Annotated in this window: 16 protein-coding genes; 12 read left to right on the top strand and 4 right to left on the bottom strand. The window is 41.3% G+C overall.

Annotation, left to right across the window (positions count from 1 at the left end):
• Nucleotides 1-203: 203 nt before the first annotated feature.
• Entirely contained in the window at nt 204-1,583 is a 1,380-nt protein-coding gene (locus tag MK395_RS05410) for a VWA domain-containing protein (protein ID WP_000361432.1), read from the top strand.
• Between the two features lie 314 nt (nt 1,584-1,897).
• On the top strand, nt 1,898-3,088 hold the full coding sequence (metK, locus tag MK395_RS05405; protein WP_044021077.1) for a methionine adenosyltransferase: 1,191 nt from the start codon (nt 1,898-1,900) through the stop codon (nt 3,086-3,088).
• A gap of 70 nt (nt 3,089-3,158) precedes the next feature.
• Here the strand turns inward: metK and MK395_RS05400 are convergent, their stop codons facing one another.
• Complete coding sequence (locus MK395_RS05400; RefSeq protein WP_000767206.1) at nt 3,159-3,458, bottom strand: DUF1827 family protein; 300 nt, start codon at nt 3,456-3,458, stop codon at nt 3,159-3,161.
• A 58-nt stretch (nt 3,459-3,516) separates the two neighbouring features.
• Nucleotides 3,517-3,969, bottom strand: coding sequence for an NUDIX hydrolase (locus MK395_RS05395; RefSeq protein WP_268711445.1), 453 nt, complete (start codon nt 3,967-3,969; stop codon nt 3,517-3,519).
• Between the two features lie 176 nt (nt 3,970-4,145).
• Between MK395_RS05395 and MK395_RS05390 the strand changes: the two genes are divergently transcribed.
• Nucleotides 4,146-5,048 carry a helix-turn-helix transcriptional regulator gene (locus MK395_RS05390; protein WP_268711444.1) on the top strand — a complete coding sequence of 301 codons (903 nt, stop codon included), beginning with the start codon at nt 4,146-4,148 and terminating at the stop codon, nt 5,046-5,048.
• 54 nt (nt 5,049-5,102) lie between these two features.
• A complete protein-coding gene (locus MK395_RS05385; RefSeq protein ID WP_268711443.1) occupies nt 5,103-5,717 on the top strand; it encodes a GyrI-like domain-containing protein in 615 nt (204 codons plus the stop codon).
• A gap of 40 nt (nt 5,718-5,757) precedes the next feature.
• Here MK395_RS05385 and MK395_RS05380 read toward each other — a convergent pair whose 3' ends face one another.
• Both MK395_RS05380 and MK395_RS05375 read right to left on the bottom strand, forming a co-directional pair.
• Entirely contained in the window at nt 5,758-8,016 is a 2,259-nt protein-coding gene (locus tag MK395_RS05380) for an ATP-dependent Clp protease ATP-binding subunit (protein ID WP_268711442.1), read from the bottom strand.
• 237 nt (nt 8,017-8,253) lie between these two features.
• Nucleotides 8,254-8,484, bottom strand: coding sequence for a DUF1797 family protein (locus MK395_RS05375; protein WP_000443577.1), 231 nt, complete (start codon nt 8,482-8,484; stop codon nt 8,254-8,256).
• A 191-nt stretch (nt 8,485-8,675) separates the two neighbouring features.
• Between MK395_RS05375 and MK395_RS05370 the strand changes: the two genes are divergently transcribed.
• From MK395_RS05370 to MK395_RS05335, 8 genes are all read left to right on the top strand, one after another.
• Nucleotides 8,676-9,359 (top strand): amino acid ABC transporter permease, encoded by a 684-nt coding sequence (locus MK395_RS05370; RefSeq protein ID WP_001011622.1) that lies wholly within the window; start codon nt 8,676-8,678, stop codon nt 9,357-9,359.
• Complete coding sequence (locus MK395_RS05365; RefSeq protein WP_000140925.1) at nt 9,359-10,093, top strand: amino acid ABC transporter ATP-binding protein; 735 nt, start codon at nt 9,359-9,361, stop codon at nt 10,091-10,093. The genes MK395_RS05370 and MK395_RS05365 overlap by 1 nt, the downstream gene beginning before the upstream one ends.
• A 33-nt stretch (nt 10,094-10,126) precedes the next feature.
• The gene (locus MK395_RS05360) at nt 10,127-10,447 is read left to right on the top strand and encodes a TfoX/Sxy family protein (protein ID WP_000168531.1); all 321 of its coding nucleotides are present in this window, start codon (nt 10,127-10,129) and stop codon (nt 10,445-10,447) included.
• Nucleotides 10,448-10,595: 148 nt separating this feature from the next.
• Nucleotides 10,596-11,453, top strand: coding sequence for a bifunctional methylenetetrahydrofolate dehydrogenase/methenyltetrahydrofolate cyclohydrolase (locus MK395_RS05355; protein ID WP_042767767.1), 858 nt, complete (start codon nt 10,596-10,598; stop codon nt 11,451-11,453).
• Between the two features lie 4 nt (nt 11,454-11,457).
• Nucleotides 11,458-12,231: an HAD hydrolase family protein gene (locus MK395_RS05350; RefSeq protein ID WP_268711441.1), complete on the top strand. Its 774-nt coding sequence runs from the start codon at nt 11,458-11,460 to the stop codon at nt 12,229-12,231.
• A gap of 56 nt (nt 12,232-12,287) precedes the next feature.
• Entirely contained in the window at nt 12,288-13,139 is an 852-nt protein-coding gene (locus MK395_RS05345) for an NAD(P)H-hydrate dehydratase (protein ID WP_268711440.1), read from the top strand.
• Nucleotides 13,140-13,338: 199 nt separating this feature from the next.
• Nucleotides 13,339-15,828, top strand: a complete 2,490-nt coding sequence (locus MK395_RS05340) for a bifunctional DnaQ family exonuclease/ATP-dependent helicase (protein WP_412079854.1) — start codon at nt 13,339-13,341, stop codon at nt 15,826-15,828.
• Nucleotides 15,829-15,833: 5 nt separating this feature from the next.
• On the top strand, nt 15,834-17,057 hold the full coding sequence (locus MK395_RS05335) for an FtsW/RodA/SpoVE family cell cycle protein (protein ID WP_139689324.1): 1,224 nt from the start codon (nt 15,834-15,836) through the stop codon (nt 17,055-17,057).
• Nucleotides 17,058-17,064: the final 7 nt, after the last annotated feature.

The following is a 17,064-nucleotide window of genomic DNA, read 5'->3' as shown; positions in this document are numbered from 1 at the left end:
TTCCGGAAATATTCAAAGGAGATAATAATTATATATTTTAAATAATTTGATTTATAAAACAGTAATTGCTTTAAAACCTTTTTTAGAGCAATATTTTATTGAAATCATAAGGAAAAAAATTGAAAACTATACAAAATTGTGTTATCATACTATAAAACAATCGGATTATATCATTTGATCCGTGAAAAGAAAAGGGGACTTCTATGGATAAATCATTTATGAAACAACAACGTTTTTCATTCCGTAAAATGAAAGTTGGGTTGGCTTCTGTAGCAATTTTGTTTGCTTTTGCTCAGGTCGGACAAGTGTCTGCAGATGAAACAACACAACCGGCATCTACTTCAGCTGAAACAGTAAAGAAAACCGAAGCAAATAAATCGGCAGTCGAAGCTGCTGTAGCAGAAATTAAAGCTGATGAGGCGAAACCAGTCGTTAACCAATCAGATGCAAAACCTGGAGAACTTGTTGATGTTTCTAAGAAGGTTTCACCTATTGACGTGAAAGAACGCCAAGAAGGTGATCAAAAGATTCATGAAGAAACTGCAACAGTTGAAGTCACAAAGACAGAAGTGGCACCTGTAAAAAGTGAAGAACTTCCTGCTCCAAAGACTGAAACAACTGAGAGTACAGTGAGTGGGAAAGATGAAGATGGAAATTCTTATACCCAATATGAACGTGTTGATAAAACAACTACAGTCGAAATCAAGAAAGCGACAAGAACGATTTCAAAATCTAACTCTGCCGATATCGTTTTTGTTGTTGACCGTTCAGCATCTATGTCTCGAACTATTGACACTGTCCGTAACAATATCAATGAGTTTGCAAGAAATCTTGCTAAAGATGGAGTAGCAGCACGTTTTGGATTAGCTACCTTTAGTGATGAAGTATATGGACGTATAGGTGGATTAGCAGATGAGGGTACAATTTTAACAAAATTTAATGAATCTTATTTTACCTCTGACCCAGCTGAGCTTGAAAAAGCCTTAGCAGGCATTAAGCTTGCACATGGTGGAGACTTCCCTGAAACATCTACACCTACTCTTACACAAATTGTTTCAACCTACGACTGGTCTAAGTCACCTAAAAATAAAAAGTTTGTCGTATTGTTGACAGATGCTCCAATGAAGGAGGATCCTTCAATTCCAACGATGGCGAATACTCTTGCGTCTTTGAAAGCCGCAAAAATCGAAAGAATTGTTGCAACTTCGACAGGGACCGATATTAGCTATAAAGATTTTGTATCTGAAGGTCGATTAATGAATATTAATCGTAACTTGGCTGATTCTTTAACTAAGGATGCAACTACATGGATTGTTGAAACTGTGACTGAAGGACACAATTACAAGGTAACGAAAGATAATTACCAATTTTACCTAGAACGTCGTACAACACTACCTGTTGCTCAGACAGGAAGTGCGACTCCAACTACCACAGTTCCAGTAGCTACAGCTTATAAAAAAGAAGTGGCGAAACTCCCTGATACAGGAAGTAATGATACAGCGAACTATGGTATTGTGGGACTTGGCCTCCTAATGGCTGGACTTGGCTTAACTGTAAGCAATAGAAAGTCTAAGGAACAGTAAGCCTAACTGGAAGATTGTTTGTTAAAACATTGTGAGGAAAAAGCAGACGAAAAAATAGGTAGTTTGTAAACGAAGTATGCAGATAAACATAGGTATGATCTTCTGTATTATGGAGTACAAGCCAAATTATTATGCCGAGAAAAGAGCCGTAAGGTTCTTTTTTTGATTTAGAGAAAATACTGCAAAAAAAAGTAAAAAGTGGTATAATGATAAGGTTATATAGTCCCGATAAGATGGTAGGTATTCATTACTAGTAGTTTTCCTATCAGTACTTTGTAACTCTATAACAATATTTTTTAAGGGGGGACATTTTTATGTCAGAACGTAAATTATTCACGTCTGAATCTGTATCTGAGGGGCATCCGGATAAGATTGCAGACCAAATTTCAGATGCGATTTTGGATGCTATTTTAGCAAAGGATCCAGATGCGCACGTTGCTGCCGAGACAGCTGTATACACAGGTTCGGTCCATGTTTTTGGTGAAATTTCTACACATGCTTATGTAGATATTAACCGAGTGGTTCGTGATACCATTGCAGAGATTGGTTATACCAATACAGAGTATGGTTTTTCTGCGGAGACGGTGGGAGTTCATCCGTCACTTGTTGAGCAGTCACCAGATATCGCCCAAGGTGTTAACGAAGCCTTGGAAGTTCGTGGAAATGCAGATCAAGATCCACTGGACTTGATTGGTGCTGGTGACCAAGGTCTTATGTTTGGATTTGCGGTGGATGAGACAGAAGAACTCATGCCTTTACCAATCTCACTTAGCCACAAGTTGGTTCGTCGTTTGGCAGAACTTCGTAAGTCTGGTGAAATCAGCTATCTCCGTCCAGATGCTAAATCACAAGTTACGGTTGAGTATGATGAAAATGATCGTCCAGTACGTGTGGATACAGTCGTTATTTCAACTCAGCACGACCCAGAAGTTAGCAATGAACAAATTCACAATGATGTGATCAGCAAGGTTATCAAGGAAGTTATTCCAGCATCTTACTTGGATGAGCAAACCAAATTCTTCATCAATCCAACTGGTCGTTTTGTAATCGGTGGACCTCAAGGAGACTCAGGTTTGACTGGTCGTAAGATTATCGTGGATACCTATGGTGGCTACTCTCGCCATGGTGGTGGTGCCTTCTCTGGTAAGGATGCGACTAAGGTGGACCGTTCAGCCTCTTATGCAGCTCGCTACATTGCCAAGAACATCGTTGCAGCAGGCCTTGCTAAGAAGGCAGAAGTGCAATTGGCCTATGCTATTGGGGTGGCGCAACCTGTTTCTGTTCGTATCGATACTTTTGGTACAGGAACAGTAGCTGAAAGCAAGCTTGAAAAAGCAGCGCGTCAAATCTTTGACCTTCGGCCTGCAGGAATTATTCAAATGCTGGATCTCAAACGCCCAATTTACCGTCAAACAGCGGCTTATGGACACATGGGACGTACAGATATTGACCTTCCATGGGAACGATTAGACAAGGTAGATGCTTTAAAAGAAGCGGTGAAATAGAATTAAAAGATTGGTAGCTGTGCACTACCAATCTTTTTTGCAAAAGAAAACCAGCTTTTGGCTGGTCTTCTTATTTCATAGGGATTGAAATCTCAATCAATTTATCTGAATAAAGCGTCTTGATATTGGCTTCATCAATGCTTCCTTTATCGATTTTACGTTTCAAGAAGAAGTCTTGGATGGTTTCGATTTCAGGTTCACGAATAGCACGGTGTTTGTTGGAAATGAGGATTTCATAGTGAAGCGGGGCTTGTGTGAAAACTACATCTGTGTTTCCAGCAGAATAGACCTCGACAAGAGTTGCGTCTGTGCTTTCTAATTGGCTTTTAACAAGTTGCGAGTGTGAGTTTGTCGTATTGATAAGCTTCATAACAGTTCCTCCGATTTTCTAACTCTATTATAGCACTTTTTGGATAAAATCGTGTATTTTAGCCAATTCCATGCTGGATTTTCCAAGCTTCAATTCCCCATTTATGGCTACCACGTTTGAGTTTTTCAATAGCCTCGTCAATAGGAAACCAAGCAATATGATTAAAATCTTCCAATGGTTTTTGTACTTCTTGGAAAGAAATAGCTTCATAGAGATACGCTGGATTGTAGTAGTAGGTATCACGGTGGCGAGAGTAGAAATACTCATCAGCTTGCCCATAAAAGGTTCCAATCTCAGCTGTAAAGCCAAGTTCTTCGATTAGTTCTCTCTTCAGTGCTTCTTGATGATCTTCGCCTGCTTCAATCTCTCCACCTGGCAAGAACCAAGCACCATTGGGGGCTTGAACTAGGACAATTTGTTTTTTCTCCGCATCCGGAATAACTGCGTACACACCATAGCGGGACTGGTAGGTCACATTCTCTTTTTTTTCACCAAAAGTTGGGTTTGCCATTGCATTTTCCTCATTCTCTAGTATCTTTATTATTATCATAATGGACGAGGCGCTAGCTGTCAAGAATAAACCAACGAACTGGTGCAGAAAAAGCTACTTTGTCTTGGTCAATCCTTGTCTAGTTAAACTTTCCAACCCTAGCTCTTTAACTGGTATAATAAAAGAGAGGTGATTTTATGGCAGAATCAAGACTATTTCGTATCCTATATCTACTTTTAGAAAAAGGCAGTACAACGGCTCCTGAATTAGCCCGATTATTTGAAGTATCTGTACGAACGATTTATCGCGATATTGAGCGATTGAGTATGGCGGGGATTCCTCTATATTCGATACCTGGGAAGGCGGGCGGAATCTTTTTAATGAAGGACTTTGTTCTGGATCGTACTCTCGTATCGGAGGATGAAAAATTAGAACTTCTATCAGCTTTGCAAGGAATTCAAGCTCTGACCAATGACAGGCAAGATCTGTTACTTGAAAAGTTGGAATCTATTTTTCAAGTTTCTACTAGCCCTTGGATAGAAGTAGATTTGACTGACTGGAGAAAGCGAGAAGGTCAAAAAGAATTATTTGATAACATCAAACATGCTATTCTAGAGAAAAGGCAACTGGTGATTACTTATCTAGGTGGGTGTGGTCAGAAAACGATTCGTACAGTCGAGCCCTTTAGACTCGTATTTAAAAAGAGAGATTGGTACCTTCATGCCTACTGTTGTTTGAAGGAAGAGTGGCGTTTTTTCAAATTGTCTAGAATTAGGAACTATCACCTAACAACTGAAACTGTGAAGCAGAAAAATGTGGAGGATTGGGTTGATGGTTCAGATCAAGTGGCACATCAAATCGAAGTTTCCTTGAAGTTTAGTCCCAAGCTTGCTTTCCGGGTTTATGAAGATTTTTCAGAAGATGAGATTAGCTTGGGGAAAGATGGGTGTTATTATGTCAAGACATTCCTACCAGAGCATGAAAGTCTGTATACTTACCTCCTGTCTTATCTAGATGGGGTGGAAATACTCGCCCCCAATCATCTGAAGAAGGAATTGCTTTCTAGATTAGAAAAAATCCAAAAACTTTACAAACCTTGACAAAAGATGTCAGGGTTTTGGTGCTATACTAGAGATAGAAAGGAGAGGAACCAAATGAAATACGAATGGAGAAAAGAAGCAAAAGATCTTTATCAAGTGAAAGCTAGGCCCAGCATCCTGCAGGTGCCAGGTCAATCCTATATCGTGATTGATGGTAAAGGCGATCCAAACCAAGAAGATTTTTCAGAACGAGTTGGTGCCTTATATGCCTTGGCCTATGCGATAAAGATGAAGTATAAAAAAACTCCTTTGGATGAGGTTTACACTGATTTTACTGTCTTTCCTTTAGAAGGTTTATGGAAAAAGGAGAAGCAAGGAGAACTGGTAAAAAGTGAGCTTTCTTATAGCATTATGATTGGCCAACCCGATTTCATTACGCGAGAACTATTTGAGGAAGCTCTGAAAGAGGTTAAAACCAAGAAGCCAACTCCTCTCTATGAGGCTATTCGTTTTGAAAAAATAGAAGAAGGTCAAAGTCTTGCCATGCTTCATGTAGGACCTTTTGATACTGAAAATGAGACTTTTGCAGAGATGGAGCATTTTTGTCAACTTCATAAGCTCAAAAGAACTTCGGAAGTCCACCGAGAAATCTATCTCAATAACCTTCATCGAACGGAGCCAAGCAAATTGAAAACAATTCTTCGTTATCAAGTTCAAGAAGAGAATTAGAAAAGAACAGGAAATCTTGTTTCCTGTTCTTTTTTAAGTTTTATTCTTCTTTTTCAGAAGCAATCTCTTCTGTTTTCTCAGTTTTTTTGGCAGATTTGATTTGAATATTTCCATTGCTTGTCATAACTGCCTTGAGGTCTTTTTCACTTGGGTTTTCAAGGTAGTAGTCAGTGATTGCATCCTCGATATGGTCTTGAATGGTACGGCGGAGTGGGCGTGCCCCCATTTTTGGATCATAACCTAAGTCAACCAACTTTTCCTTGACCTTGTCTGTCACATCGAGGTGGATATTGTTGCTGGAGAGGCGTTTGTTGACATCCGCTAGCATGAGTTCGACGATTTGGAGAAGATTGTCCTTGCTGAGAGGTTTAAATTCGATGATGCCATCAAAACGGTTCATAAATTCAGGGCTAAAGAAGTTGCCGAGTTCACCGAGAACAGAGTTGGTTCGACCTTCACGAGCTGCCCCAAAACCAACGCTGGCTTCGGCCTTACCAGTACCCGCATTTGAGGTCATGATAATGATAGCATCCTTAAAGCTAACTGTTCGTCCTTGCCCATCTGTCAAACGACCATCGTCCAAGACTTGAAGGAACATGTGCATCACATCTGGATGGGCTTTCTCGACCTCATCGAGAAGGATGAGAGAATATGGGTTGCGACGAACCTTTTCAGTCAGCTGCCCAGCTTCATCATAACCAACATAACCTGGAGGGGCTCCGACCAATTTAGCTACACTGTGTTTTTCCATGTATTCACTCATATCAAAGCGAATCATGCTGTCAGCAGAACCAAAGAGCTCAATGGCTAGTTGTTTGGAAAGTTCTGTTTTACCAACACCAGTTGGTCCGACAAAGAGGAAGCTTCCGATTGGCCGGTTAGGAGTTCCAAGTCCAACACGATTACGACGGATTGCCTTGGCAATCTTATCGACAGCTTCATCTTGACCAATGACATGAGTTTTGAGGTCGTCTGCTAGATGGATAAGCTGAGACTGTTCTTTTTCTTTGAGTTCTCCAACAGGGATATTGGTTTTCTGCTCAATGATATGTTCAATAGTTTTCTCGCTGATGATTGGAGTATCCTGATCGGTCACCTTGTTCTTTTGCATTTCCTTGTACTTGGCAATCTGATCGCGGAAATAAGCAGCCTTTTCAAAGTCTTCCTCTCGTGTAGCTTGAGCCTTGAGATTCTCAGCTTCAATTAAACGCTGATCAATCACTTTAGGATCAACAAAGTTCAGTGTCAGATTCATCTTAGAACCAGCTTCATCCAACAGGTCAATAGCCTTGTCTGGCAAGAAGCGGTCTTGGATATAGCGATTGGATAGATTTGCAGCAGCTTCTATAGCCGCATCAGTATACTTGACGTGATGGTAGTCTTCGTATTTCTTTTGAACCCCTTTGAGGATGATAATGGTTTCTTCAACAGTTGGTTCATCTACCTTGACGGGCTGCATACGACGCTCTAGGGCAGCATCTTTTTCAATGATGCGGTATTCATTGAGAGTAGTGGCTCCGACCATTTGCAATTCACCACGGGCAAGGGCTGGTTTGAGGATATTTCCTGCATCCATATTGCCATCGCCAGCAGATCCTGCACCAACAATTTCATGGATTTCATCGATAAAGAGGATGATGTCCTCACGTTTGCGGATTTCTTCCATGAGTTTTTGCATACGTTCTTCAAATTGGCCTCGAATCCCTGTTCCTTGGACTAGACTGACCACATCCAGACGGATGACCTGCTTGCCTTGAAGTTTATGGGGAACATCGCCATCGACAATCTTCTGAGCTAGACCTTCCACAACGGCTGTTTTACCAACACCCGGTTCTCCGATGAGGACAGGATTGTTCTTGGTTCGACGGTTGAGGATTTCGATAACGCGGATAATCTCCTCATCTCGACCGATAACAGGGTCAATATCTCCCCGACGAGCAATCTCAGTAATATTGATACCATATTCCTCTAGGAGTCCTTTTTCTTGGCTAGGAGGTGTTTGAAGTGGGCCTCGGTTTTGAGGTCCATAACCACCGTTTCCTCCATATCCTCCACCAGATTGAGTTGGAGGGACGTTATTTGAAGAAGGTTTGAAATTGTTCAAATCATTGAAAAAGTCGCCGAATGGATCAAAGTCATGATTATTTAAGTCAGTCATTCCTTTAAAGAGGGTATTATTTGGATCTGTTTTGATAATTTTATAGCAATTTTGACAGAGATCAATTTGCTTTTGCTGTCCATTGATATTGGTATACAGATGAATTGTTGAGTCGTTTATTTTACAGTTTTGACAGAGCATACATCTACCTCATTTCATTCTTATTCTTGGCCTAAGAAAAAGGTCAAGAATAGTCAAAGTTTTATACTCTCATTATAGCATGATTAAGGTGTAAAGCAAGTAAAAAGATTGGGAAGTGGTCGTTTTTAAAAGAAGGATTTATGGAGAATCAAGCGACATTGAAGGTAAGAAAAAATCCCATTTGCGGTGACAAAAAGGATTCTCATTCATCGGGACTTACTGCCCCTTGTTTTTATATTAGTAAAGGAGTTCGTAAATCTCCATTGCAATCAAATCAATGCTATCAAAGGTATAAGTTTCACGAGCCTCTACATCACGAAGGGTGAAGAGTGATCCGTTTTCTTCGTCGTGGCTGTATGCAACTTCTGCGACAACAACACCTTCACGTTCAAAATTACGTTTTAGATTTCCACCATCTTTTGTCATTGCTTCTAGGCGGTTAATGATTCTAACCAAATGTGATTCCATTTTGATTCTCCTCCATTTCTTATCGTTTCTATTTTACCATAAACAAGAGGTAGTTGACTAGAAAAAAACTGTGATTTCTCTCTATTTCTCCATTCTATCAAGTTAATTGTTAAAATTAGGGAAAAAGGATTGCATTTTAATTCAATTCATGTTATAATCATACAATCTAATACATAGAAAGTTGATTGAATATGAATTTTTCTTTTTTACCAAAGTATTTACCATATTTTAACTATGGTGCTCTGATTACCGTATTGATTTCTATCCTTGTTGTCTGCTTAGGGACCATTATAGGTGTGTTACTGGCCTTTGCCCAACGTTCACGCTTTAAACCGCTCGTTTGGTTTGCAAATGTGTATGTTTGGATCTTCCGTGGGACTCCAATGATGGTTCAGATAATGATTGCCTTTGCTCTTATGCATATCAATGCTCCGACTATCCAAGTGGGAATTTTAGGAGTTGATCTTTCTCGTTTGATTCCTGGTATTCTGATTATTTCTATGAATAGTGGAGCTTACGTTTCAGAAACTGTTCGTGCTGGGATCAATGCGGTTCCTAAAGGGCAGTTAGAGGCTGCTTACTCTCTTGGTATTCGTCCGAAAAATGCCATGCGTTATGTCATTTTGCCACAAGCTATCAAGAATATTCTTCCGGCTCTGGGAAATGAATTTATCACCATTATCAAGGATAGTTCTCTCTTGTCTGCGATTGGGGTGATGGAGTTGTGGAATGGTGCAACGACAGTAGCAACAACAACGTATTTACCGTTGACTCCCCTTTTATTTGCAGCCTTTTACTATTTGATTATGACCTCTGTTTTGACAGTGGCGTTGAAAGCATTTGAAAAACATATTGGACAAGGAGACAAGAAATAATGACAGAAACCTTGATTAAAATTGAAGAACTACATAAATCTTTTGGGAAAAATGAAGTTTTAAAAGGCATCAATCTTGAGATTAAACGTGGAGAAGTTGTGGTCATTATTGGTCCGTCAGGGAGCGGGAAATCAACTCTCCTTCGTTCGATGAATCTACTTGAAGAAGCAAGTAAAGGTAAGGTTATCTTTGAAGGAGTTGATATCACAGATAAGAAAAATGATCTTTTTGCTATGCGTGAAAAGATGGGCATGGTATTCCAACAATTCAACCTCTTTCCCAATATGACAGTGATGGAAAATATCACTTTGTCACCAATTAAAACCAAAGGTGAAAGCAAGGAAGTTGCGGAGAAAAGAGCACAGGAACTGTTAGAAAAAGTTGGCTTGCCAGATAAGGCGACGGCTTATCCTCAGAGTTTATCAGGTGGTCAGCAACAACGGATTGCCATTGCACGTGGACTTGCTATGGAACCAGATGTTTTGCTCTTTGATGAGCCGACTTCAGCCCTAGACCCTGAGATGGTTGGAGAAGTTCTAGCTGTTATGCAAGACCTCGCTAAATCAGGGATGACCATGGTGATTGTGACTCATGAAATGGGCTTTGCGCGTGAGGTAGCAGACCGTGTTATCTTTATGGCGGATGGGGTTGTTGTCGAAGATGGAACGCCTGAGGAGATTTTCGATCAAACAAAAGAACAACGGACCAAGGAATTTTTGAGTAAGGTTTTGTAATACCTCATTTTTAGAAGAAATGGAGTAGGCATCATGGCTTCTAGTAAAGAATATTTAGATTTTATTCTCGAACAGCTATCAGAGCTAGAGGAGATGAGTTATCGTCCAATGATGGGAGAGTATATCCTTTATTATCGTGGGAAGATTATTGGGGGAATCTATGATAATCGTTTGTTACTGAAGCCTGTGAAGCTGGTCAGGGATCAACTGGGACAGACTAGGCTTGAACGTCCTTATGAAGGAGCTAAGGAGATGATTTTGATAGAAGACATTGAAGATAAATCATTTCTAATGAGATTAATCAAGGAGATGTATGAAGTCTTACCGGCTCCAAAAGTCAAAAAGAAAGCATGACAGATTCACCTAGTATAAATAGGCATAAAAGCTCGACAAGGGCTTTTTCTTATAGTTTCAGACTATAGGGTCCATTAGGCAAGAAGTGTTAGAATGGCGAGTTATTTTTTGATATAATAGAGGATATTTGATAGAAAAGAGAAGAGATATGGCACAGATTATTGATGGGAAGGCTCTTGCAGCTAAGTTACAAGGACAGTTGGCTGAGAAGACGGCTAAACTAAAAGAAGAAACAGGTTTAGTTCCAGGCTTGGTGGTGATTTTGGTGGGGGACAATCCTGCTAGTCAAGTCTACGTTCGCAACAAGGAACGTTCAGCTCTTGCTGCTGGCTTCCGTAGTGAAGTAAAGCGAGTTCCAGAGACTATTACCCAAGCGGAATTGTTAGACTTGATTGCCAAATACAATCAAGATCCAGCTTGGCATGGGATTTTGGTTCAATTACCTTTGCCAAAACATATTGACGAAGAGGCAGTTTTATTAGCCATTGACCCCGAAAAAGACGTGGATGGTTTCCATCCCCTAAACATGGGTCGCCTCTGGTCTGGTCATCCAGTTATGATTCCTTCAACACCTGCAGGAATTATGGAGATGTTTCATGAATATGGGATTGATCTAGAAGGTAAAAATGCGGTTGTTATCGGTCGTTCAAATATCGTTGGGAAACCAATGGCTCAGCTTCTTTTAGCCAAGAATGCGACTGTGACTTTGACTCACTCACGCACCCATCATCTTGCCAAGGTGGCTGCTAAGGCAGATATTCTTGTGGTTGCAATCGGTCGCGCTAAGTTTGTGACTGCTGACTTTGTCAAACCGGGAGCGGTTGTCATTGACGTTGGGATGAACCGAGATGAAAATGGCAAGCTTTGTGGAGATGTTGATTATGATGCGGTTGCACCACTTGCTAGTCACATCACACCTGTACCTGGTGGAGTTGGACCTATGACTATTACCATGCTAATGGAGCAAACCTATCAGGCAGCGCTTCGAACACTAAACAAGGAATAGGAAGATGAAATTCGTATTTGATCTGGATGGGACGCTGTCTTTTGACTATATGACCATTGATGAGGAGATTAAGCAGGTTCTTTTAAAGGCTGAAGATTATGGACATGAGCTTGTGTTTGCCTCAGCCCGCTCTTATCGGGATTGTTTGGGTTTATTAGGCCCTGAACTCAGTCAGCGCTTGGTCATAGGATTGAATGGTGGCGTAGCCTATCATCTGGGGCAGGCTATCTTCGAAAGGAATCTCGATGCTAGAGTTTATCAGGCGCTAGTGGATTATTGCCAGACTTATAATCTCCCTTTCTTTGTAGATGATTGCTTTGACTATAGTGGTCAGATTGTAGAGAAGATTCCATTTATTTCCAGTGTGGATCCCCTAAAGGTAGCTCGTCATCAGAAACTCGAGGACTTAGGGACTCCGATTAAGGTAGTCGTTTATATGGGTGACCACGAGGATTTGCTTGATGATCTGCTTGGTCAGCTAGAAAGGCTGGGGCAGGCTCATCTGTCTTATCATGCGCATGAAAAGTGCCTTTATGTTAATCCCTTGGATACTCATAAGGCGACAACTGTTGAAAAGTTATGCGGGGAGAACTTCATCGCTTTTGGAAATGACCAAAACGATATTGAACTATTTAAAACGTCTCTCTATTCTGTCCAGATAGGAGGTTTTGCTGGCCTTACTCCATATACAGATGACACGTTAGAGCTAAAAGGAGAACCTTCTCCAGCAGTGGCAGCTAAAATTTTACAGACTTTTGCGGAATTTAAGGGAAAATAGTGTAGAAGGAGGTTCAAGCCTCCTTTTGTAGTATAATGGAGTGAGAGGGAAAAACGATGAAAGTGATTGATCAAGCTTTATTAGAAAAAGTTATTATTGAGCGTTCTCGTCACAGTCATAAGGGAGATTACGGTCGTCTGCTCTTGCTAGGAGGGACCTATCCTTATGGGGGAGCTATTATCATGTCAGCCATTGCAGCTGTTAAAAGTGGGGCAGGTTTGGTGACTGTTGGCACGGATAAGGAGAATATTCCGGCTCTGCACAGTCATTTACCTGAGGCCATGGCATTTTCTTTTCAAGATCAGCAATTGTTAAAAGAGCAGTTGGAAAAGGCAGAAGTTGTCTTGCTAGGTCCGGGTTTACGAGAGGATGCATTTGGAGAAGAACTCGTAAAACGGGTCTTTAACAGCCTTAGAAAAGATCAGATTTTGATTGCAGATGGCGGCGCTTTGGGCATCTTATCAAAAGGTCAGTTACCATGTCCTTCCAGTCAGCTCATCCTAACTCCCCACCAAAAGGAATGGGAAAGACTGTCTGGTATAGTTCTTGACCATCAAAATAAAGAGATGACTGCTAGGGCTCTTTCAGCTTTTCCTCAAGGAACGATTCTTGTCGAGAAAGGTCCAGCAACTCGTATCTGGCAAGCTGGTCAGTCTGAATATTATCAGTTAGAGGTTGGAGGTCCCTATCAAGCAACTGGTGGGATGGGAGATACTCTGGCTGGGATGATTGCAGGTTTTGCAGGTCAGTTTCACCAAGTCAGTCTCTATCAGAGAGTGGTGGCAGCAACTCACCTTCATTCAGCTATTGCGCAAGAACTAGCTCAAGAAAACTACCTTGTCTTGCCAACAGAAATTAGCAAGGCTCTTCCGAAAACAATGAAAAAAATATCTCAAAAAGGCAGCTAATATCTTGGTTGTCTTTTTATGTTGATGTAGCTTTGTTGATAAAGTTTTCAAATACCTCAGAACCAGCGACCAACTGCTGAACTTGCGTGAAATTCTCTCTTTTAAGGTCTTGATTTTTAGTCAAACTCGCAAGGAAAGCGAGATTGTTATCAAAGTTGAGAGGTGTCAAATCATGCTTTTTTTGATATAATTTTTAATGATGAATGCGAGAAATGATCGGTATGTGGTCGTTGATTTAGAGGCGACCAGCACCGGAAGCAAGGCAAAAATTATTCAAGTAGGCATTGTGGTGATTGAGAATGGTGAAATCATCGATCAGTATGCGACTGATGTCAATCCTCACGAACCCTTGGATTCTCATATCAAAGAATTAACAGGTCTGACCGATCAACGCTTGGCTGCGGCACCAGAATTTTCTCAGGTGGCTGGAAAAATTTTTGAATTGGTTAAGGACGGTATTTTTGTTGCGCACAATGTACAGTTTGATGCTAATCTTCTTGCAGAATTCCTCTTTTTTGAAGGATATGAATTGCGCACACCGCGAGTGGATACAGTTGAGCTTGCCCAAGTTCTATATCCTCAATTTGAAAAGTACAATCTAGGTATTCTTTGTCAAGAGTTGGGCATTGAGCTGGAACATGCCCATACTGCCCTGTCAGATGCTCAGGCAACAGCTGAACTCTTGCTTTACATGCGTCAAAAACTTTTTGAGCTACCTAAAGGGCTTTTAGAAAGCTTATTAAACCTTGCAGACAACCTTCTCTATGAAAGTTATCTGGTGATTGAGGAGGTCTATCAGCAACAATCTCTCTTATCTTCGCCAGACTTGATGGAGCTTCATGGGCTTTTCCTCAAAAAGGAAAGCAAATGCTTAGTCCCACGAAAGTTATCCAAAGATCTTGCTAAAAACATTTCTTTATTGGGGCTGGAGGAGCGACCGCAACAGTTGGAATTTGCGGAGAAGATTGAGCAATTATTGGAAGAACACCAGACTTCCTTTATCCAAGCCCAAACAGGACTGGGCAAGACTTATGGTTATCTTCTCCCAGCTTTGAACTTGGAGAGTCAAGCAGGTATCCTAGTGAGTGTTCCGACCAAAATTCTTCAAAATCAAATCATGCAAGAAGAAGGTCAGCGCTTAAAAGAGGTCTTCCATCTGGAAATTCATAGTCTCAAGGGACCTCAAAATTACTTGAAACTGGATGCTTTTTACCAAGTCCTCCATCGACCGGAGTCCAATCGTCTTTTCACACGATTTAAAATGCAACTGCTCATCTGGCTAACGGAGACAGAGACTGGTGACTTGGACGAAATTGGGCAGCTTTATCGCTACCAGCACTTTCTGCCAGAACTAGTCCACGATGGCAAGCTTTCAAAGAAAAGTTTATTTGCTACAGAGGATTTTTGGAAACGAGGGCAGGAAAAGGTCAAGACCAGTCGTGTTCTTCTGACCAATCATGCCTATCTGGTCACTCGTTTGGAAGACAATCCAGAGTTTGTCGACAACCGTTTAGTGATTTTGGATGAAGCTCAAAAAATGCTGCTAGCTCTCGAAAATCTAGCCCAGCAGGCTTATCGCCTTGAGGAACTTGTAACCCAGCTTGAAAAGTCCATAGAGTCAGAGGAAGATTTGGTTCAGAAACGCTTGCTTGAGAGTATCGGCTTTGAATGTCGTTACTTGATGGAGCAGTATCAGTCAGGTCTGAAGAATGGAAAGTGGTTGGATTCTCTCGAACACTTGCGCCAGCATTTTTCGGAGTTAGCTCTCCCAGAGTATCGAGAGCTTGCAAACTTTTTCACCTCGGACCGTGAATTTTGGCTTGCTACAGCCGAGAAATCGAGCAAGGATGTCTTGATTTGTTCAAGTAAAAAAGGCCGCTTTATACTAGCAGACTTATTGCCAGAAGATTGTAGGCTCCTAGGAGTATCGGCCACTCTTGAAATCAGCAATCGGGTTTCCTTAGCAGATTTATTGGGATTTCCAGATGCTCGACTTGTTAGGCTTGATGTAGCAAAACAGGAGCAACAAGAAGTCTTTCTAGTCAATGATTTTCCTCTTGTGACAGAAGTTTCACCTGTTGATTATGCTAGTGAGGTGGCTTCTGTTATCCGAAGGTTACAAGCCTTTCAAGAACCCATACTGGTCTTGTTTACCTCAAAAGAGATGTTGCTGGCAGTCTCAGACCTGCTAGACCAACCGCATCTGGCTCAGTATAAAAATGGGGAGCCAAGCCAACTGAAAAAACGTTTTGAAAAAGGCGAACGGCAGATCTTGCTTGGAACAGGTAGTTTCTGGGAAGGGGTTGATTTTTCAACCCATCCTTGTGTAATTCAAGTGATTCCGAGATTGCCTTTCCAAAACCCCCAAGAACCGTTAACCAAAAAATTAAACCAAGAACTGCGTCAAGAAGGGAAGAATCCTTTCTATGATTATCAGTTACCGATGGCGATTATTCGGTTAAAGCAAGCCCTTGGTCGTACTGTTAGACGACCTGACCAAGGTTCGGTTGCTCTAATCTTAGACAGTCGTGTCGTCAGCAAGCGTTATGGCAAACAAATCGCTCAAGCCTTGTCAAAAGAAAGGACTGTTCAGGTCCTTTCTAGAGACCAGCTAGAGCCTGCTGTAGCTGATTTTCTCCAATCTCGTCGCAATAGAATGAAAGAAAAATCCCAGAAAGAGAAAAGGTAAAAAATATGAAACGTTCACTCGACTCTCGAGTCGATTATAGCCTTCTCCTACCAGTGTTTTGTTTACTGGTGATTGGAGTAGTGGCCATTTATATAGCAGTTAGTCATGACTATCCAAATAATGTATTACCAATTCTAGGTCAGCAAATCGCTTGGATTTCCTTGGGGCTTGTCATTGGATTTGTGGTCATGTTCTTTAATACCGAGTTTTTATGGAAGGTGACTCCCTATCTTTATGGTCTAGGGTTGGCTTTGATGGTTCTCCCTCTTGTTTTCTTCAATCCAAATCTTGTAGCGTCAACAGGTGCCAAGAACTGGGTATCGATTGGTGGAACGACACTTTTCCAGCCATCGGAATTCATGAAGATTTCCTATATCTTGATGTTGGCTCGAGCCATTGTAAGATTCACTCAAAAACACAAGGAATGGCGACGGACTATTCCCTTGGATTTCCTATTGATTGGTTGGATGATCGCCTTTACCATACCAGTCTTGCTCCTCTTAGCCCTACAAAGTGATCTGGGGACTGCCTTGGTCTTTGTAGCTATTTTTTCCGGTATGGTTCTCCTTTCAGGTGTTTCGTGGAAGATTATCATTCCGGTCTTTGTGACAGGAGTGACTGCAGTTGCAGGCTTCATGGCCATCTTTATAAGCAAGGATGGACGTGCCTTCTTGCATCAGATTGGGATGCCAACTTACCAGATTAACCGCATCTTGGCTTGGCTCAATCCCTTTGACTTTGCGCAAACAACGACTTACCAACAGGCGCAGGGACAAATTGCGATTGGAAGTGGTGGCTTGTTTGGACAAGGTTTCAATGTGTCCAATCTCCTCATTCCAGTACGTGAAAGTGATATGATTTTTACCGTAATTGCTGAAGACTTTGGCTTCATTGGTTCGGTCTTTGTCGTTGCTTTATACTTGCTTCTTATTTACCGGATGTTGAAGATTACGCTCAGGTCAAATAACCAGTTCTACACCTACATTTCGACTGGATTTATCATGATGTTGCTCTTCCATATCTTTGAAAATATCGGTGCCGTGACAGGCTTACTTCCTTTGACAGGGATTCCTCTGCCTTTCATCTCTCAAGGGGGCTCCGCAATTATTAGCAACCTCATTGGTGTCGGTCTCCTCTTGTCTATGAGTTACCAGACCAATCTAGCAGAAGAGAAAAGTGGAAAAGTTCCATTCAAACGAAAGAAAGTCGTCCTAAAACAAATCAAATAAGGAGGCC

Source organism: Streptococcus oralis (genome assembly GCF_026782085.1).
Classification (GTDB): Bacteria; Bacillota; Bacilli; order Lactobacillales; family Streptococcaceae; genus Streptococcus; species Streptococcus oralis_DA.
The sequence above is the reverse complement of the archived record's forward strand: the minus strand, read 5'-3'. Positions and strand labels throughout refer to the sequence as shown.